Raw genomic sequence first — 18750 nt, forward strand, 5'->3', positions numbered from 1 at the left:
GTTAGGCATAGTTGTCAACAGTCACTGTAGCTCTGACGGCTTCCGGATGCGTAGCCGCGGCTGAACCCTCCGCCCTATTTGACCGTCATACTTGTTGTGTGACGCACAATAAGCCGCACCGCGGCGCACGTAGCTTGAAGCCCACGCCCAAAGGGTGTTGGCTTGGAGTAATCGAAATCACTATGCACAGGAGGAACACGTGAGCGAGGCCGACGCCGCCACTTCGGTAAATGTGGCGGAAAAATTGGGTTTCAAGGACGGGGATCTGATTCAGGAGTTCGGTTACGACGATGACGTCGACTTCGACTTGCGTGATGACATAGAGGATCTGACCGGGTCAGAGCTTCTTGATGAGGATGATCACGACGTCGTGGACGCCGTGATCTTTTGGTGGCGGGACGGCGACGGCGACCTCGTGGATACGCTGGTCGACTCGCTGACGACGCTCACCGAGGGCGGTGTGGTGTGGGTTCTCACGCCCAAGTCCGGCCGTCCGGGATATGTTTCGCCGTCCGACATCCAGGACGCCGCACCCACTGCGGGGCTGCACTGCACCACGTCCGCGGGTGTTTCCAAGGACTGGAGCGCCACGCGCCTGGTGACCAGGAAGAACAAGTGACCGGACACTCCGCCGTCGCGGCGGCGGATCTGGCGGGCGTGCCCGGGGTTGGGCAGCAGGCGCCGGACTTCACCCTGGTCAATCAGTTTGGTGAGCCCGTCCGGCTTGCCGACTTCCGAGGACGCAACGTGGTGGTTGTTTTCTACCCCTTCGCGTTCTCCGGAATCTGCACCGGCGAGCTGTGTGAGATCCGGGACAACCTGGCAGTCTTCGAACATGCCGACGCCGAGGTGCTGGCGGTCTCGGTGGACAGCAAGTTTGCCCTCCGTGCCTACGCCGAGCAGGAAGGTTATGGCTTCAGCCTGCTCGCGGACTTCTGGCCGCACGGCGCCGTCGCCGAACAATACGGCGTGTTCGACGCGGAAACCGGCATGGCACGGCGCGGGACCTTCATCATCGACGCCGGCGGAACGGTCCGCTACGTCGTTGTGAACCCGCGGGGCCAGGCCCGCGACCTCACCGAATACCGCCGCGTCCTGGCAGAACTCGCCCAAGGGTAGGTATTACCCGATGGAACAGCGGCGGACCGGCACCGGCCTGACAGGTTTCGCCAGTCTGCCTGCCGCCCCGCGCACCGAGTCATCGGCCAGCGACCTCGAGGCGCTGGGCGGGATCCGTGAGGTGCTCGCCGGGCTGCCGCTGGCGCTTCTCACCGGGGCAGGACTCAGCACCGATTCTGGCATCCCGGACTACCGCGGGCCGGATTCACCCCCGCGCTCACCCATGACTTACCAGGAGTTTGTTGGCGATGCTGCCAACCGGCAGCGGTACTGGGCGCGCAACCACATTGGCTGGTCCCACCTGAGGCGGGCCAATCCCAATGCCGGCCATGCCGCCGTCGCCCTCCTCGAGCAGCGCGGCCTGCTGACCGGGCTGATCACCCAGAACGTGGACCGCCTGCATGAGGACGCCGGCAGTGTCAACGTGGTGGACCTGCACGGACGCTTCGACCAGGTGATTTGCCTCGAGTGCCGACGCACCTACTCGAGGCAGCTGCTCGCCGGGATATTGGAGGAACTGAACCCCGACTTCCTGGATCATGCCACCAAGTCCGGCCTTGTGGAGATGGCCCCTGACGCCGACGCAACGGTGGAGGACCTGCGCCTGATCCGGGGTTTTGTGGTCGCCCGCTGTCCCGCGTGCGGGGGCGTCCTCAAGCCGGACTTTGTGTACTTCGGCGAAAACGTCCCCAAAGAACGCGTGGAGCGCGCATACGCGATGGTGGATGAAGCCGAAGCCCTTCTTGTTGCCGGTTCCTCACTTAGCGTTATGAGCGGCCTGCGGTTCGTCCGCCATGCAGCCAAGCAAGGCAAGCCTGTTGTCATCATCAACCGTGGCCAGACGCGCGGTGACGACATCGCCACGATCAAGCTGGAAGCCGGAGTTGGTGAGTCGCTCGCCTGGCTGGCGGAAGAATTGCCGTCGCTCCCGGCGGCCTGACCCGATTAGCGTTTGACGGCACTCTTCGGGTAGAGTCTATGTTCGTTGGTTCGAGCGCTTCGGTGCGAAAGCCATTCTTCGGGTCTTTAGCTCAGCTGGTAGAGCGCCACGTTTACACCGTGGATGTCATCGGTTCGATCCCGGTAGGACCCACCTGCAAACCCCGTTTGACCAAGTTCTTAAGCCTGGTCAGACGGGGTTTTTTGTATCCCCGTGCATCGCGCTGCCGGCGGAAAATGTCTGCGCCCGGCCGTAGCCTGCGGGCATGGAACACGTACTTGTGAGGATTGCTGCTGACGGGCGGCCGGGGGCCGTCATCCGCGGCGGCCAGGAATGGACGGTGGGCGCGGAACCGCTGCGGTGGTTTGAACGCGTCAGCTGGTGGGAGGCGGAACGCCGGATGCCGGTGGGGCTCAGCCGCGTCGACGTCGAAGTGTGGCGGCTTCAGACCAGACTGGGGCGGAATCCCGGCTCGGCGCTGACCACCATGGAGATCATCCGTGACGGACTGGGCGGCGGTTGGCGGCTGCGGAGTGCTGTAACGGACAATGCTGCGCCGGAACGCGTCGTCGCGAATGCGGCCTGAAAACCAAAAAGGCCCGGGAATTGGATAAGCCTTCCACCGCGACTATTGGGGGATGCCGCGGTGGAAGGCTTGAACTTGAATATACCGTGAAGGTTCGGAAACACGAAAATGTTAAGCAGGTAGCCACCCGCTGCGTGGCTCTACGTACTCCACTGTCCGGCCACTGTTCCCAGGCTGCCTTCAGTGGCAACACTGCAGCCAGTATGATGGTAGGTGTTCAGTTGACTGGACGCCGTGGCATCGTCGCCGGTTTCGGCGCGCGGTGCAATCTGCCTAACCCCGCTGTCCGAGCGCGTAACGAAAAGGAGAATCATGGCTGATTCCCGCACCCCTAAATCCAGCGACGGACTGGGGAGCGCATCCCCGGCGCCGGCTGTGACGCGGGCTGCCGCGGTCCTGGAATCTCTCGCAGCATCCGTCACTGGCCGGCTCACGCTCAGCGACCTTGCCCGGGACCTCGGAATCCCCAAATCCTCCACCTCCAACCTCCTGCTGGCCCTCGAAGAGGCCAGGCTGATCAGCAGGCAGGGCGCCGAATACACGCTGGGCCGCAAACTCGTTGAGCTGGGTGCCGCATATCTGAGCCGGCTCGATGAGGTCCAGGAGTTCTATCGCTTCTGTGAACAGGCCCCCACGCTGTCAGGTGAAACAGTGCGCATCGCCATGCTGGACGGCACCAACGTCATCTACCTGGCCCGCTACGAGGGCCATCCGGCCGTCCGCCTGACGTCCAACATCGGCGACAAGATGCCGGTGTCGCTCTGCGCCGTGGGCAAGGCCCTGATCGCCAGGCTGCACGATCACGACATCGACGCGATGTTTCCTGATGATGCGGAGCTTCCCGTGCTCACGCCTAAGTCACTGCGTACGGGAGCGGAGCTGAAAGCCCAGCTAAAGCAGATCCGCGAGCAGGGATTCGCGTTTGAAGACGAGGAATCCACTACGGGCGTGGTGTGCCTCGCCGTGACGGTACCCACCCGCGGAGCGCATGGCCCCAGCCTTGGCCTGTCCGTCACTGCCCTTAAGGCAACCTACTCACAGGAGCAGGGCGCGCAGATGGTCAAAGAGCTGAATGAGCTGGCCAGATCCCTCGGCAACCCCATGGGCTAGGAGGAATTTACGGCCCTATTGGCTAGTCGTTCACTATGTTGTACGCTGTTCAACATAGTGACCGACGCAATAGTGCTGTCACTACCCACCAGGCCAACGGGGGCCTGGAGTGTCTTTGAGGGAGTGCTAGTGACAACTCGTACTGATTCACCGCTGGCTGATGCGGACGGCGCCGTCGTCGAACCGGAGCAGCTGCGAAGGGCAACACTTGCCAGTTCCGTAGGATCCGCTCTGGAGTACTACGACTTCTACATCTACGGCCTGGCCTCGGCCCTCATCTTCGGGCCGCTGTTCTTCAAGCCGCTCGGCGACGAAGGCGCGCTGATCGCATCATTCGCCACGTACGGTGTGGGCTTCGCTGCCCGTCCGTTCGGCGGCATCGTCTTCGGTTACATCGGCGACCGGTTCGGCCGGAAAATGGTGCTGATCCTGACTATCGGCCTGATGGGTGCCGCAAGCTTCGCGATCGGCCTGCTGCCGACATTCGAGCAGGCAGGAATGCTTGGCGCGGTGCTCCTGGTCATCCTCCGGATCGTCCAGGGCCTCGGTGCCGGCGCGGAGCAGGCCGGCGCAACGACGCTGATCTCCGAAGTGGCTCCGCCCCGCCGTCGTGGTTTCTTCGCCTCCCTGCCGTTCGTGGGGATCCAGCTGGGAACCCTCCTGGGTGCCGGCACCTTCGCCCTCATCGCCACCGCCAACAAGGCCGTCCTTGAAGGCTGGCTCTGGCGTGTTCCCTTCCTGGCCAGCGTGATCCTCATTGCCATTGCGGTGTTCATCCGCCTGCGTCTCAAGGAAACCCCTGTATTCCGGGAGCTGGAGAAGCACAAGAACGTGGTCAAGAACCCGGTGGGCCAGCTCTGGAAGCACTCCAAGAAGAACGTCCTGGTGGGCATCGGCCTGCGCATGGGCGAGAACGGAAACTCCTCCATCTACTCGGCGCTGCTGGTGGCGTTCCTGGCGGCCCCGGCGGGCGTTTTCCCGGGCGACAAGTTCATCGGTCCGGTGGGACTCCTGATCGCCGCCGGTTTTGCCGCCGTCATGGTGGTCACCTTCGGTGCCCTGTCCGACCGTTTTGGCCGAGTGCCGGTCTACCGTTACGGGGCCCTCTTCCAGGCTGTCATCGCCTTTCCGGCGTTCTACCTCGTCACCCTGGGCAACGTGACACTGGTGTGGGTTGTCATGGTGGTGGGCATCGCCCTCGGCGTGCAGTCAATGCTGGGACCGCAGTGCCCGCTGCTGCCTGAACTGTTCGGTTCCCAGTACCGGTTTACGGGTGTGGCCATGGCCCGCGAACTCTCCGCCGTGCTGGCCGGCGGCCTGGTGCCGCTGGTGGGAGCTGCACTGCTCGCGGCCACAGGCTACTCCTGGCTGGTCCTGGCGATCTACTCGCTGGTCCTTGCCCTGATCTCCTTCGTGAGCACCTTCTTCACGCCGGAAACCAAGGGCCGCGACCTCGTGGCCATCGAGGACGCCCGCTAGAAGCCACAAAGCCCAGAGCGCACGGCCTATACAGCGCGAACGTACACTTGCGGCCCCTCCCGGTAACGGGTTTGGGGCCGTAAGTGTACGTTCGCGCTTGGGCTGTTCGGGGGGACGGGCACTGGGGGGACGGGCAACAGAAGAGCCGGGCAACAGAAGAGCCGGGCAACCCTGGGGGGTGCCCGGCTCTCCGATGTTTGAAGGCGCGGTCTAGTAGAAGTGGACCGTGTCCACGAGGTGGGGGAGTTCGCCGCCGTCGAGGAATGTCCTGAGGTTGCTGCAGAAGCGCTCCGCGATCAGGCGGTTCTCGGCCGCGCTCAGCGCCGACGTGTGCGGCGACACCATGACGCGCGGGTGGTTCCACAGCGGGCTGTCCTGCGGCAGCGGCTCGACGGCGAACACGTCCAGGCAGGCGTAGGCCACCTGCCCGTTCTCCAGCGCCTCGAGCAGTGCGTCCTCGTCCACCACCGTTCCGCGGCCAACATTGACGAATACCGTGCCCGGCTTCATGGCCGCGAAGACCCCGCGGTTGAAAAGCTTCTCCGTGTAGGGGGTGCCCGGAAGGGTGTTCACGACGGCGTCGGCTGAGGCGAGGAAGCCGGCCAGGCCGCTGTTGTCCGCCACTTCCTCGATGCCTTCGATCGGTTCCACGGAGCGCTTGGTGCCGCTGACCTTCATGCCGAGCGCGCGGGCGATGCGGGCGGTTTCCAGCCCGATCTCCCCGAGCCCCGTGACCACAAGCGAGGAACCGTTGACCAGCTTGGTGGGTATCCGCAGCTCCGGCCACACCTTGGCGCCCTGGTCCTGGGTCAGCTCCGCGGTCCGCTTGAATCCGTTGAGGATGCCCATTGCGGCAAACTCCGCGAGGGGCAGGGCGTGTACCCCGGCGGATGTGGTCACCTTGAACTTGTTGAGGGTCCCGGCATCCAGCCCTGAGGCTTTGACAGCACCGCCGGCACCCGCCGCCATGGCGTGGATCCACTGCAGGCGGGCGTTTTCCTTGGCGATCCGCGCCAGGCCGGCGGGGCTTTCGTTCGGAAAGCCGTAAAGCACGTCGGCCTTGCCCAGCATCTCCCAGTAGCGCTCCTCCTGTTCGGGCGTCCGCCTGAAGTTCGGGTCGCCGGCATGGTCTGCCGGGAACCGTTCGGGCGGCAGCAGGTCGGGCTCGTAAAGCACGGTCACGGAGGGATCTACGGCGCGGATGCGTTCCACGAACTCGGCTTCGAGCGGGACGGCGATCGCGACGGTGGTTTCAGTCGTCATGCTGTTCATCATACTGAATGGAGGCTAGAATACTGAACAGATTTCTTGCTTTTGACCATAGTTCGACCACAACGGAGTGAAGGTGCCAGAGATGAATACGAGAGTGGGCTTCGTGGGCCTTGGCCTGATGGGGGCGCCGATGGCGGCGAACCTGGCGCGGAAGGGCTGGACGGTCACGGCTTGGAACCGGTCACCGGCTGCGCTGGAGGATTTCCGCCGGCTCGGCGGATCCGCTGCCGACAGCGTGGAGCAGCTCCGGGATGAGCCGGTGATCGTCTTCATGCTGCCGGACCTGGCCTATATTGAGGACGCGGCGGCCGGGCTGTTCGCCAGCTGGCAGTCATCACCGCCGGCGGCCGGCACTGCCGTGGTGGTCATGAGCAGCGTTTCCCCCACCGCGGTCAAGGCCTTCGGGCGCCGAGTCCTGGAAGCCAGTTCCGGCAACGCGGTGGTGGTGGACGCGCCGGTCAGCGGCGGGACGAAGGGTGCGGCCGACGGCACGCTGGCCATCATGGCCGGCGCGGACCGCGACGCCGACTTCCGCCGGCTGCGTCCGCTCTTCGAGGCTATGGGCACCACCGTGCGGCTCCTGGGCCCGCTCGGCTCCGGATCGCTCGCCAAGGCGTGCAACCAGCTGGTGGTCGGAACCACGACGGCGGCGCTCGCCGAAGCCGCCGAACTGGCCGAGCGCTCAGGTGTCGATGTCGCGGCCCTCTTTGAGGTCCTGTCCGGCGGCCTCGCCGGAAGCCGGGTGCTGGAGCAGGTGGGCCCGCGGATTGCCCGGAAGGACTACACGCCCACCGGCCCGGCAAAGTTCATGCACAAGGACCTGTCCTTTGTGGTGGACTCCGCGGACGCCACGGGTGCTGCCGTCCCGATGGCACGGGCCGGCGTCGAACTTTATGCCGAACTGAAGCGGCAGGGCCTGGGGGACCAGGACCTTGCCGTCGTGCGGCAAACCATTTCAAACCTCAGCAGGACTGGCGTCCTGAGCGACGCAGAAGGGACTTCCGCATGACTTCACTTTTTGATTTGTCCGGGCGGGTTGCGTTGGTGACGGGTTCGAGCCGGGGGATTGGTCATGCGTTGGCGCGGGCGTTGGCGGATGCTGGTGCGACGGTGGTGTTGAACGGTGTGAATGCGGAGCGGTTGAAGGCTGCCGAGGCGGCGATGGCGGCCGACTATGCGCCGGGCCGGGTGCACAGTGTGGCGTTTGATGTTACCTCCGATGCTGAGGCCGCCGCGGGTGTGGCGTGGGTGGAGGAGCAGGTGGGTCCGTTGGAGGTGCTGGTGAACAATGCCGGGATCCAGCACCGGGTGCCGATGCTGGAGTTGGACGTGGCGGACTGGGAGCGGGTGATTTCCACCGACCTGACCAGCGCTTTTTTGGTGGGGCGGGAGGCTGCCCGGCACATGATCGGGCGGGGTCACGGGAAGATCATCAATATCTGTTCGGTGCAGACGGATCTGGCCCGGCCCACGATCGCCCCGTATGTCGCGGCGAAGGGCGGGCTGCGGAACCTGACCCGGGCGATGACCGCTGAGTGGGCGGGCTCGGGGTTGCAGATCAACGGGATCGCGCCGGGGTATATCCATACCGAGATGACACAGAACCTGGTCGATGACCCGGACTTTAATGCCTGGATCCTGGGCCGGACCCCGGCCGCGCGGTGGGGCACGGTGCAGGATCTGGCCGGGCCGGCGGTGTGGCTGGCCTCGGCGGGTTCTGATTTTGTGAACGGGCAGACGATCTTTATCGACGGCGGAATGACGGTGGTGGTCTGATGACGCACCCAGCAGCAACAGAAAAAGCTTCAACAGGGGCAGATGCCGTGTTGCCGGTGTCGGGTCCGGCGGTGGTCGCGCACGGCAAGGGGGACCTGCGGGTCGATGACCTGCCGCTGAAGGCCCCGGGGCCGGATGAGGCGGTGGTCGAGGTGCTGTATGGCGGGATTTGCGGGTCGGACCTGCATTACTGGCTGCACGGCGCGGCGGGCGAGTCGATCCTGAAGGCGCCCCTGGTTTTGGGGCATGAGATTTCCGGCCGGGTGGTCCGGGCCGCGGCCAACGGTGCGGGGCCGGTGGCGGGGACGCCGGTGGCGGTGCACCCGGCCACCCCGGGCCCCGGTGCGGGTCCGGACGCGCCCCGGTATCCGGCGGAGCGGCCGAACCTGTCCCCGGGCTGCACCTACCTGGGGTCCGCGGCGCGGTATCCGCACACGGACGGGGCGTTCAGCCGGTACGTGAACCTGCCGGTGCGGATGCTCCGGCCCCTGCCGGACACCCTGGACCTGCGCACCGCTGCGCTGATCGAACCGGCGTCCGTGGCGTGGCACGCGGTGGCGCGGGCCGGGGACGTGGCCGGCAAGACCGCGCTGGTGATCGGGTCCGGCCCGATCGGGGCGTTGGCGGTCGCGGTCCTCAAACGCGCCGGCGCGGCCCGGATCGTCGCGGTCGACATGCACGCCAAACCGTTGGAGATCGCCGCGGCGGTGGGCGCGGACGAGGTCCTGACCGCCACCGACAGTGAGGCGATCAACGCGGTCCAGGCCGACGTCGTGATCGAGTCCTCCGGGAACCACCACGGCCTGGCCTCCGCGATCCAGGGCGCGGCCAGGGGCGGGACCGTGGTCATGGTCGGGCTGCTGCCCACCGGTCCGCAGCCGGTCCTGATCTCCCTGGCCATCACCCGCGAACTGGACCTCAAAGGCTCGTTCCGGTTCAACGACGAAATCGACGAGGTCATCACCGCCCTCACCGACGGCACCCTCAGCATCGGCCCGGTCATCACCCACGACTACCCCGTCACCGAGGCCCTCGCCGCCTTCGACATCGCCCGCAACTCCGCCCAATCCGGCAAAGTCCTCCTCAACTTCCGAGTTCCGGCGGATGGAGCTTAGAAGGGTCTAGGCGGACTGCGTCCGCCGCTGCAGCGGAACGAAAACCCTCGGCTGCTCCACCCACACGGGCTCCATCTCCGAGATGGTGCGGCGCATGATTCTGCTCGACGCTTCGCGGGCCTCCGAGGCATGGCCGCCAAAGATGGCTTCGGCCACATCCAGGTGCCACTGCAGCGTGAGGTCGCGCGGGCGGTCGGGCATAAGCCCGTGCACGGTGCGTCCGGTAAGGGTTTCGGCCACCTGGCCCACGAGGTTGGCGAACATCTCGTTGCCGGAACCGCTGAGCAGCAGGGAATGGAACTGGATGTCCAGCTCCAGGAAGCGCGGCACGTCGCCGGCCTGGCCGGCCTCGCGCATGGCCAGGGCCACGTCGAGCAGCTCCTGCCGCAGTTCCTGCGGCGCATTGACCGCAGCGAGTTCGGCCGCCACGGGCTCGACGGCGGAGCGGAGTTCCGCCAGGGAGCGCAGCTGCGCGCCGCGGCCTTCCCCGGCCAGCCGCCAACGGATCACCAGCGGATCGAACGGGTTCCAGCGGTGCGCCGGCAGAACCTTGATGCCGACCCGCTTGGTTGTCTCCACCAGGCCCAGCGACTGCAGCACACGGACAGCCTCGCGGATTACAGACCGGGATACCTGGAGTTCATCCTCCAGCTGCTCCGCCAGCATCACGTGCCCTGGCGGCAGGCTGCCGTCGACGATTCTGGTACCCAGGTGCTCGACGGCACGGTGGTGGAGGCTGGTTGACATAGAGGTAAGCATAATCGCGCCGGGAGGCTTTGTTGCCCCGGACCTGGGGAGCCTGGACGCGGCCGGAGGGGCGCATCATAGACTCTTTATGGCGCGGTTTGCGTCCAAGGAGTGGTCACCCGCTTCCGCCACCGACCGCGAATATATATGCTTTATTCAGCAGCCTGCTTTTCTGAAGGGTGTTCCGCAGTACTTGCGGACCCCCTGCACTTACGTCGCACACTGAATTGGAGTTTTTGATGTCAGCACAGATCGGTGTCACCGGCCTCGCGGTGATGGGCGCCAACCTGGCCCGCAATCTTGCCCGCAACGGCTACACCGTTGCCCTGCACAACCGCTCGGTCGGCAAGACCGACGCCCTGCTCGAAAAGCACGGCCACGAGGGCGACTTCGTCCGGACCGAGTCCCTCGAGGAACTCGTCAACTCCCTCGAAAAGCCGCGCCGCGTCCTGATCATGGTGAAGGCCGGCAAGCCGGTGGACTCCGTGATCGAGCAGCTCGAACCGCTGCTGGAAGCCGGTGACATCATCATCGACGCCGGCAACTCGCACTACGAGGACACCCGCCGCCGCGAAGCCGCGCTGGCCAAGAAGGACCTCCACTTCGTGGGCGTCGGCGTTTCCGGCGGCGAAGAGGGCGCCCTCAACGGCCCCTCCATCATGCCCGGCGGCTCCAAGGAGTCCTACGACGCCCTGGGCCCGCTGCTGGAAAAGATCTCGGCCAAGGTCGACGGCCAGCCCTGCTGCGCCTGGATCGGCACCGACGGCGCAGGCCACTTCGTCAAAATGGTCCACAACGGCATCGAATACGCCGACATGCAGGTCATCGGCGAAGCCTTCGACCTCCTCCGCTCCGGCGCCGGCATCGAGCCCGCGGAACAGTCCAAGATCTTCGCTGAATGGAACAAGGGCGAGCTCGCATCCTTCCTGATCGAAATCTCCGCCGAGGTCCTCGGCCACGTGGACGCCAAGACGGGAAAGCCGTTCGTCGACGTCGTCGTGGACGCAGCAGGCCAGAAGGGCACCGGCCGCTGGACGGTCATCTCCGCCCTGGAACTGGGCTCCCCGGTGTCGGGTATCGCAGAGTCCGTCTTTGCGCGAGCCCTGTCCTCCCAAGCCGAACAGCGCAAGCTGGGCCAGGAGCTGCTCGCCGGTGAAGAAATCGCCGTCGACGTTCCCGAGAACTTCGTTGAGGACGTCCGCCAGGCGCTCTACGCCTCCAAGCTCGTGTCCTACGCACAGGGTCTGGACATGCTTACCTCCGCTGCGACGGAATACGGCTGGGACCTCAAGCTGGACGAGATCGCCTCCCTGTGGCGCGGCGGCTGCATCATCCGCGCGGAACTGCTGAAGGAGATCACCAACGCCTACGCGGCTGAGGAGAAGCCGGCAAACCTGCTGTTCGCACCGGCCTTCACCAAGGCGATCGCCGGTGCCCTGCCGGCATGGCGCCGCGTGGTCGCAACGGCCGTCCAGCTGGGCATCCCGGTTCCCGTGTTCTCCTCCTCGCTGGCTTACTACGACGGACTCCGCCGCAAGCGCCTCGCTGCAGCAGTGATCCAGGGCCAGCGCGACCTCTTCGGCGCCCACACCTACGGCCGCGTCGACGCCGAGGGCACGTTCCACACCCTGTGGGGCGAGGACAAGTCCGAGGTTGAGGCAGTGGACACCCACTAGCCACACCCGCGGTGTAGCACAGGAACGGCCGGTCCTCCCCATAGTCTGGGAGGTACCGGCCGTTCGTGCGTCCGGCTCCAACTGCTTTCTTTACGACGACGATCCGCACCGTAGCCGGTTACCGTCCAGCCGATTCACCTCGAGGAGTGCCGAGTGTCCCAGCCCGTAGCGATTGTCACCGGAGCTTCCACCGGCATTGGATTCGAGTCGGCCAAGCTGCTCAGCGCCAACGGATTCACCGTCTACGCCGGTGCCCGGCGGGTGGACAGGATGGAGCCGCTCAAGGCGCTGGGGATCAAGGTGCTGGCACTGGATGTCACGGACGACGCGTCCATGCAGGCCATGGTGGCAGCGGTGCTGGCTGAACAGGGCCGGATCGACGTCCTGGTGAACAACGCAGGGTTCGGGTCCTTCGGTTCGCTGGAGGAGATGGAGCTGGCGGAGGGCCGCCGGCAGTTCGACGTGAATGTCTTTGGACTGGCGCGGATGACGCAGCTGATTTTGCCTGCCATGCGTGCAGCCGGGCGGGGCAGGATCATCAACATCTCCTCCATCGGAGGCAAGTTCTATGAGCCGCTGGGGACCTGGTACCACGCCACCAAGTTCGCCGTGGAAGGCCTCAGCGACGCGCTGCGGCTGGAACTGAAGCCACACGGGATCAGCGTGTGCATCATCGAACCCGCCAGTACCGTCACGGAGTGGGGCGGGATTGCAGCCGAGGGGCTTCTGGCGAGCTCAGGCGGTGGGCCGTACGCGGCGCAAGCAAGGCAAATGGCAGCCGTGCTGGCGTCCACGGAGCGGACAGCCACGTCCACCCCGCCCCACGTCATCGCCGGCGCGGTGCTGCAGGCCGCCACCGTGGCCCGACCCCGGACTCGTTACCCGGTGGGCAGGGGTGCCCGCGCCATCACGGCGCTGCGGCGGCTCCTGCCCGACCGGGTGTACGACCTGGCCGTGACGGCCGTGCTGAAAAGAATCGCCGGCTGAGGGGGCAGACCCCGGACCGGATCAGATCCGGTATTCGATGTAATACTCTGCCGGGTCCACGGCGGGCTTGGTCTCGCGCTGGGCGTCGCGGTGGCGCCAGCTTGCCGGGATGCCTGTGACGATGGACTCAGGCGGTGCGTCCTTGACGACGACGGCGTTCGCCCCCACGGCGCTGTCATTGCCGATGATGATCGGCCCCAGGATTTTTGCGCCAGCACCGATTGTCACCCGGTCCCCGATGGTGGGGTGCCGTTTGACCTTGGCCAGGGACCGGCCGCCGAGTGTGACGCCATGGTAGATCATGACGTCCTCGCCGATCTCGGCTGTTTCGCCGATGACCACACCCATGCCGTGGTCGATGAAAAAGCGGCGTCCGATGGTGGCGCCGGGATGGATCTCGATGCCGGTGAGGAAGCGCGTGAGCTGCGAGATGAGCCGGGCAGGGAACCGCGTGGACGGGTTCTGCCACAGCTTGTGCGTCAGGCGGTGCGCCCAGATGGCGTGCAGCCCCGAGTACGCGAAAAAGTTCTCAAAAGAACCTCGAGCCGCCGGGTCGTGGGACCGGGCGGCGTCGAGGTCTTCCTTAAGTCTTGCGAAGAAACCCACAAAGATCTTTCTACAGGAAACGGAAAGCGGCTGGCTAAGGTCTAGCCACGGATGTCGTCATACAGCACGGTGGAGATGTAACGCTCACCGAAGTCGCAGACGACAGCCACGATCAGCTTGCCCGCATTTTCCGGGCGCTTGGCCAGCTCGAGGGCGCCCCAAACGATGGCGCCGGAGGAGATGCCGCCCAGGATGCCTTCCTTGACGCCGAGCTCACGTGCCACTGCCACGGAGTCCTCCAGAGTTGCGTCCAGGACCTCGTCGTAGACATTGGTGTCCAGGAGTTCCGGGATGAAGTTGGCGCCGAGGCCTTGGATCTTGTGCGGGCCGGGGGCTCCGCCGTTGAGGATGGGGGAGTCCTTGGGCTCAACGGCAACAATCTGGACGTTCGGGTTGCGCTCCTTCAGGACCTGGCCGACACCCGTGATGGTGCCGCCGGTGCCGATGCCGGACACGAAGATGTCAACCTTGCCGTCTGTGTCAGCCCAGACCTCCTCAGCGGTGGTCTTGCGGTGGATCTCCGGATTGGCTTCGTTGGCGAACTGCTGTGCCCAGATGGAGTTCTCGGTGTTGGCCACGATCTCCTGTGCCTTCTCCACGGCACCGCGCATGCCTTCGGAGCCCGGGGTCAGCACGATCTCGGCACCGAAGGCGCGGAGCATGACGCGCCGCTCGGTGGACATGGTTTCCGGCATGGTCAGGATGACCTTGTAGCCGCGGGCTGCGCCCACCATGGCCAGGGCGATGCCGGTGTTGCCGGAGGTGCCTTCGACGATGGTTCCGCCGGGCTTCAGTGCGCCGGACTTCTCAGCAGCGTCGATGATGGCGACGCCGATACGGTCCTTGACGCTGTTGGCCGGGTTGTAGAACTCAAGCTTGACCGCAACGGTGGCGTCCAGGCCTTCCGTCAGGCGGTTGAGCTTGACCAGCGGGGTGCCGCCCACCAGCTGTGTTACATCGTCGTAGATCCGTGCCATGTGTACGTGCGCCTATCTCTCTGGAGGGAATACTTTGGTCAGCCTAACGAGGGGGTCAGCGCCCCTGCTAAGCATTAAGCCATGCAGAGTAATATTTCCGTGCCTTGGCCAGCTTCGGGTTAATAATGACCTGGCAATAGCCCTGCTCCGGGAACTTGGCGTAGTAGTTCTGGTGAATGTTCTCCGCCGGATAGAACACGGGAAGCCGGCTGACCTCGGTCACAATCGGCCGGGACCACAGGGCCTGGTTGCGTTCGATCGCCTCCTCGAAGAGGATCTTCTCCTCGGTGGTCTCATAGAACATGGACGAGCGGTACTGGGTGCCGACGTCGTAGCCCTGGCGGTTGAGCGTAGTGGGATCGTGCAGGGCGAAGAACATGTCCAGGATGACCTCGGCCGGGATGACCTCCTCATCGAAGGTCACGGCAACCACCTCGGCGTGCCCCGTGGTGCCGGAGCAGACGGAATAGTAGTCCGGGTCGCGTTCGTGGCCGCCGGTGTATCCCGACACTACCGACGTGACGCCCCTCGTTTTCTGGTAGACGGCGTCCAGGCACCAGAAGCAGCCCCCGCCAAGCACAAAAGTTCTCAAGTCCTCTTTACCCATGTCCTCTTTAATGGTTCGCGGGCGCCAATGATTCCCCAGCCAACCCTAGGGTCATATGCCGGTCAGTGGCCAGTGCCGACTGTAGGGTAAAAATATGAGTATGGAACCTGTGAACAGTGACGTTGCAGCGGAACCGGAAGACGTTCCCGACGCCGCGGAGTCACCCGCCGCTGCAACGCTGGGGCAGCTCATGCTGGCCGTGGAGGAGCTCTGGCCGGAGTCGCTCGCAGAGGCATGGGACGAGGTGGGCCTCGTGGCCGGCCATCCGTCCGCCGAAGTCACGCGCGTCATGTTCGCGGTGGATCCCACGCTCGAAGTCATCGACGAGGCCATCGAATGGGGCGCCGAGCTGCTCATCACGCATCACCCCCTCCTCCTCAAGGGCGTCACCTCCGTCGCCGCCAACACACCCAAGGGCCGCGCGGTCCACCGGCTGATCGAATCCGGCACCGCCCTGCTGACGGTCCACACCAACGGAGACTCAGCCGTGGGCGGCGTTTCCGACGTCCTGGCCGACGCCCTGGGCCTGGAGAACGTATCGCCACTGACCCCGGCAGCCGACGGTCTTCCCGAGGAAGGCATCGGGCGCGTCGGGGACCTCAACGAGTCAATAACCCTGGGCGATTTCGCCGCGCGGGTCTTCGGCATTCTTCCCTCGGTGGCCGGCGGAGTGCGGGTGTCCGGGGACAAGGATGGGCTGGTGCAGCGGGTTGCCGTGTGCGGCGGGGCCGGGGATTCCCTCTTTGATGAGGTCCGGGCGAGCAACGCGGACCTGTACGTCACCGCGGACCTCCGCCACCACCCGGCGTCCGAAGCCAGGGAGGCTGCCGTGAACGGCCGGCCCTACCTCATCGATGTATCGCATTTCGCCAGCGAATGGCTCTGGCTGCCGGCCGCAGCCGAGGCCCTGGGCAACGTGCTCGCGGACCAGGGCCTCGACGTCGAAATCCGGGTCAGCACCACCAACAGTGATCCGTGGGACTTCATACTCACTCCCGGCTAAGCCTGGCGCGCGAGGGGCCCCGGGTGAGCGTAGCGAGGCTGGGGAGCGCGTTAGGCGCTAGAGTCTAGAAAACCCCACAGGGGTGCCGGCCGCGAGGCCGGATGGGATCAAGCGGAGGTAAAACGTGGCCAAGGCAGCACCGGCTGAACAATTGAAGTTGCTAGAGCTCCAGGGCCTGGATGCCCGGCTGAAGTCATTGTCCAACCGCCGCCGCAGCCTTGAAAACGATCCCCGGATCACTGATCTTGAGGCCGCCCTCAGCGTTGCCAACGGGGAACTGGGCGCCGCGAAACTCGCCGTCCACGACGCCGAAGCGGAACTGAAGCGGGCCGAAGCGGACGTGGAGCAGGTGGCCACCCGGATCGAACGGGACGAGGCCCGGCTCAACAGCGGCACCGGGCTCTCCAAGGACCTCGTCGCCCTGCAAAAGGATATTGCCTCGCTCAACAAGCGCCGTTCAGACTTGGAGGACGTCGAACTGGAGGTCCTGGAGCGGCTGGACGGCCTGCGCGAAAGGCAGGCGGCGCAGCAGAGCATCGTGGACGACATCCAGGGCTCATTCGGCGGGATCAGGGCCGAGCTCGACGCCGCGCTGGCCGAGGTCGCGGCCGAGGAGAACGAGGTGGCCCGCAAGCGGAGGGACTTCGCCGCAGGGCTGGACACAGGAATGCTCGCGGTCTACGAGAAAACGCTGGCCCGCCGCGGAGTGGGTGCCGCAAGGCTCTTCCACGGCACGTCCGAAGGGTCGGGCATGCAGCTGAGCCCCGGCGACCTGGCCGAGATCAAGGCCGCCGCCGAGGACGACATCGTCTTCTGCCCCGACTCCGGCTGCATCCTGGTGCGTTCCGCGGAGTGGGGCTGACGGAGGCCTGGTCCGGCAGGAAAATCTAGCCCGGCAGGATGATGTTGAGGGCGTGTGCCTTGCGTGCGGTGCCCGGAACGAGTTCCGCCTGCCACTTCTCGGCCGCCGCCTTCCGCAGCTGCTCCGGCGTCGCCGGGGCTTTGCCGCGCCGCGTCAGCAGGTGCCGGGCCAGCTCGCCCCGGGTGTGCTTGGCAAAGTGGCTGACCACCTTGCGCGCGCCGTTCACCTCCGTGAACACGTTGACCGTCACGGTGTCCACCGGCGGGGGAGCCCAGGCCGCTGCGTAGGTGCTGGACCGGCAGTCGACCAGTAGACTGCCGCCGGCAATTTCGCCGAGGGCATCGGTAAGCTGCGGTTTCCAGAATGAGGCAAGGCGTCCGACGTCGGGCAATGCCGTTGACATGGACAGCCGGTAGGCGGGCACGGAGTCAGCGAACCGGATGGCGCCCCACAGCGCGGAGATGACCAGCACTGATTCATCCGCACGGCGCCGCTGTGCCGGCGTCATCGACTTGTAGCCGAGGGCGTCGTACAGCACGCCGGAATACACCTGGTGTGCCGGCGCCGCCGGTTCGACGTGGAGCCGGGTGTTGCGTTCGACGTCGTCCTTGAGGGAGGCTCCAACGCCCAGGAGGGCGAGGGCATCCTCGTGCGCACTGACTGTCCCCAGCGCATCGAGCACCTTGGCCCGGTAGGTGTTCAGCACAGGGAAACTCAACGAAGCCCAGTCCATGGCCTCGCCGCGGACGGCCGGAGTCTTGCCTTCGGATGGGGGGAGCAGAATCAGCACCGTACGATCTTACCGGCAGGGTGCGGGTCAGCTGGGGTCCGCATCTGCCGGGTGGGTAAGGTCAGCCCAGCGAACGGCCCAGGAAGTCCAGCACGTCCGGCAGGATGGACCTCCAGTACAAGGCGTCGTGGCCGCCGGGTTGGAAGCCGCCCTCCACACGGCCGGGAAGTCCCGAACGGTACCGGCGAACTGTGGCGGCCAGATCATCCTCACTGCCGCAATCGATCCGCTTCGGAATCGCTGCAAGCCTCGGCCGGAGCGCAAAAACGTTGTTCGCTGCGAAGTCAGCCGGGCCGTCGAAGGCGCCCTGTATCCCCTCCTCATAGCTGGACCAGACGGCCGGGCTCATGGCAGCCACCCCGCGAAGCCCGGACACCCTGCCCCGCGACGCCAGGAGGAGGGCGCCGAACCCTCCCATCGACGTGCCGAAGATGCCGACCTTTCCGAGATCCAGCCCCTGTTCGCCCAGGAACGGCAGGAACTCCTGCACCAGCATGGACTGCGTATCGCTGCCGTCGGCGCGGGCGTGCCACCAGGAGTCGCCGCCGTCCACGGCGGCCACCGCAAAGGGCAGCCCGCCGTCGTCCAGGTGGCGCTGCAGTGCACGGTCCGCCGCGAGGTCGAGCAACAGAACCTCGTGGCTGCCGCCGAGCCCGTGCAGGAAGACCGCCACCGGCAGCAGCTGGTTGGCCTCCTCCGCAAGCGGCACGGCCAGGGACCAGCGGGTGATGACTGCCGGGCGGAAGCGGGACACAAAGCCGCCTGTCCGGGTCGACACCGCGGGAATCGGCACGGCGGAAGCCGGCACCGTGGAAGGCGGCACGGATGCTGGCGGAGCCGGCGGGGCCGCCGTCGTTGCCTCTGCCGAAGTCGTCGGTCCGCCGGAATCGGGCACCGGGCCGGCGGTGGCGGTGTTGGCCGTCGTCGGGCCGGGAATCGGTGACGGCGTGCCGGTGCAGGCTGACGTCGCGGCCGCACTCAGACCGGCAGCGGCTGCCAGCTGCAGCATGCGCCGCCGTGGAAAGGACGGCCGCGGAAAGGACGACTGGTCCATTTCCCGATCCTAACCCCGGAACCGGTGCGTGTCCGGGGCCGCCG

20 protein-coding genes and 1 tRNA gene are annotated in these 18750 nt (G+C 65.9%); 14 read left to right on the forward strand and 7 right to left on the reverse strand.

Going from position 1 to position 18750, the window contains the following annotated elements; genetic code table 11:
* The first annotated feature begins 199 nt into the window (after positions 1-199).
* The 7 genes from ABIE00_RS08970 to ABIE00_RS09000 all read left to right on the forward strand — a co-directional run bounded on the left by ABIE00_RS08970 (position 200) and on the right by ABIE00_RS09000 (position 5234).
* Entirely contained in the window at positions 200-619 is a 420-nt protein-coding gene (locus ABIE00_RS08970) for a DUF3052 domain-containing protein (RefSeq protein ID WP_087873741.1), read from the forward strand.
* Positions 616-1119 carry a peroxiredoxin gene (locus ABIE00_RS08975; protein ID WP_354259239.1) on the forward strand — a complete coding sequence of 168 codons (504 nt, stop codon included), beginning with the start codon at positions 616-618 and terminating at the stop codon, positions 1117-1119. The genes ABIE00_RS08970 and ABIE00_RS08975 overlap by 4 nt, the downstream gene beginning before the upstream one ends.
* A gap of 10 nt (positions 1120-1129) precedes the next feature.
* Entirely contained in the window at positions 1130-2059 is a 930-nt protein-coding gene (locus ABIE00_RS08980; RefSeq protein ID WP_354259242.1) for an NAD-dependent protein deacetylase, read from the forward strand.
* 80 nt (positions 2060-2139) lie between these two features.
* Positions 2140-2212 (forward strand) — tRNA-Val (locus tag ABIE00_RS08985).
* 112 nt (positions 2213-2324) lie between these two features.
* Complete coding sequence (locus ABIE00_RS08990; protein ID WP_354259245.1) at positions 2325-2645, forward strand: hypothetical protein; 321 nt, start codon at positions 2325-2327, stop codon at positions 2643-2645.
* Between the two features lie 312 nt (positions 2646-2957).
* Positions 2958-3755 (forward strand): IclR family transcriptional regulator, encoded by a 798-nt coding sequence (locus ABIE00_RS08995; RefSeq protein ID WP_354259248.1) that lies wholly within the window; start codon positions 2958-2960, stop codon positions 3753-3755.
* Between the two features lie 129 nt (positions 3756-3884).
* Positions 3885-5234, forward strand: coding sequence for an MFS transporter (locus ABIE00_RS09000; RefSeq protein ID WP_354259251.1), 1350 nt, complete (start codon positions 3885-3887; stop codon positions 5232-5234).
* 210 nt (positions 5235-5444) lie between these two features.
* On the opposite strand, the gene ABIE00_RS09005 is transcribed toward ABIE00_RS09000, so the two are convergent.
* A complete protein-coding gene (locus tag ABIE00_RS09005) occupies positions 5445-6509 on the reverse strand; it encodes a D-2-hydroxyacid dehydrogenase (protein WP_354259254.1) in 1065 nt (354 codons plus the stop codon).
* A 79-nt stretch (positions 6510-6588) separates the two neighbouring features.
* Here ABIE00_RS09005 and ABIE00_RS09010 point away from each other — a divergent pair, with 79 nt between their 5' ends.
* From ABIE00_RS09010 to ABIE00_RS09020, 3 genes are read left to right on the forward strand one after another with little or no spacing between them, the layout of a single operon-like run.
* Positions 6589-7515, forward strand: a complete 927-nt coding sequence (locus tag ABIE00_RS09010) for an NAD(P)-dependent oxidoreductase (RefSeq protein WP_354259257.1) — start codon at positions 6589-6591, stop codon at positions 7513-7515.
* The gene (locus ABIE00_RS09015; RefSeq protein WP_354259260.1) at positions 7512-8282 is read left to right on the forward strand and encodes an SDR family oxidoreductase; all 771 of its coding nucleotides are present in this window, start codon (positions 7512-7514) and stop codon (positions 8280-8282) included. Before ABIE00_RS09010 ends, ABIE00_RS09015 begins: the two co-directional genes overlap by 4 nt.
* Positions 8282-9397: an L-idonate 5-dehydrogenase gene (locus tag ABIE00_RS09020; protein ID WP_354259263.1), complete on the forward strand. Its 1116-nt coding sequence runs from the start codon at positions 8282-8284 to the stop codon at positions 9395-9397. The genes ABIE00_RS09015 and ABIE00_RS09020 overlap by 1 nt, the downstream gene beginning before the upstream one ends.
* A 6-nt stretch (positions 9398-9403) precedes the next feature.
* Here the strand turns inward: ABIE00_RS09020 and ABIE00_RS09025 are convergent, their stop codons facing one another.
* Positions 9404-10144, reverse strand: coding sequence for a FadR/GntR family transcriptional regulator (locus ABIE00_RS09025; protein WP_354259265.1), 741 nt, complete (start codon positions 10142-10144; stop codon positions 9404-9406).
* A gap of 239 nt (positions 10145-10383) precedes the next feature.
* On the opposite strand from ABIE00_RS09025, the gene gnd reads away from it, so the two are divergent.
* On the forward strand, positions 10384-11820 hold the full coding sequence (gene gnd / locus ABIE00_RS09030; RefSeq protein WP_331573102.1) for an NADP-dependent phosphogluconate dehydrogenase: 1437 nt from the start codon (positions 10384-10386) through the stop codon (positions 11818-11820).
* Positions 11821-11973: 153 nt separating this feature from the next.
* A complete protein-coding gene (locus ABIE00_RS09035) occupies positions 11974-12807 on the forward strand; it encodes an oxidoreductase (protein WP_354259268.1) in 834 nt (277 codons plus the stop codon).
* Positions 12808-12828: 21 nt separating this feature from the next.
* Here ABIE00_RS09035 and epsC read toward each other — a convergent pair whose 3' ends face one another.
* From epsC to msrA, 3 genes are all read right to left on the reverse strand, one after another.
* Positions 12829-13413 carry a serine O-acetyltransferase EpsC gene (epsC, locus tag ABIE00_RS09040; RefSeq protein ID WP_307103428.1) on the reverse strand — a complete coding sequence of 195 codons (585 nt, stop codon included), beginning with the start codon at positions 13411-13413 and terminating at the stop codon, positions 12829-12831.
* 41 nt (positions 13414-13454) lie between these two features.
* Complete coding sequence (gene cysK / locus ABIE00_RS09045; protein ID WP_331573096.1) at positions 13455-14390, reverse strand: cysteine synthase A; 936 nt, start codon at positions 14388-14390, stop codon at positions 13455-13457.
* Positions 14391-14457: 67 nt separating this feature from the next.
* A complete protein-coding gene (gene msrA / locus ABIE00_RS09050) occupies positions 14458-14982 on the reverse strand; it encodes a peptide-methionine (S)-S-oxide reductase MsrA (protein WP_354259272.1) in 525 nt (174 codons plus the stop codon).
* Between the two features lie 115 nt (positions 14983-15097).
* On the opposite strand from msrA, the gene ABIE00_RS09055 reads away from it, so the two are divergent.
* Positions 15098-16000 (forward strand): Nif3-like dinuclear metal center hexameric protein, encoded by a 903-nt coding sequence (locus ABIE00_RS09055; protein WP_354263308.1) that lies wholly within the window; start codon positions 15098-15100, stop codon positions 15998-16000.
* A gap of 124 nt (positions 16001-16124) precedes the next feature.
* Positions 16125-16862 (forward strand): zinc ribbon domain-containing protein, encoded by a 738-nt coding sequence (locus ABIE00_RS09060; RefSeq protein ID WP_354259275.1) that lies wholly within the window; start codon positions 16125-16127, stop codon positions 16860-16862.
* Positions 16863-16887: 25 nt separating this feature from the next.
* Here the strand turns inward: ABIE00_RS09060 and ABIE00_RS09065 are convergent, their stop codons facing one another.
* Positions 16888-17652 carry a YaaA family protein gene (locus tag ABIE00_RS09065; protein ID WP_354259278.1) on the reverse strand — a complete coding sequence of 255 codons (765 nt, stop codon included), beginning with the start codon at positions 17650-17652 and terminating at the stop codon, positions 16888-16890.
* A gap of 61 nt (positions 17653-17713) precedes the next feature.
* The gene (locus tag ABIE00_RS09070) at positions 17714-18706 is read right to left on the reverse strand and encodes an alpha/beta hydrolase (protein ID WP_354259281.1); all 993 of its coding nucleotides are present in this window, start codon (positions 18704-18706) and stop codon (positions 17714-17716) included.
* Positions 18707-18750: the final 44 nt, after the last annotated feature.

Origin of the sequence: Arthrobacter sp. OAP107 (genome assembly GCF_040546765.1) — a bacterium.
Classification (GTDB): Bacteria; Actinomycetota; Actinomycetes; order Actinomycetales; family Micrococcaceae; genus Arthrobacter.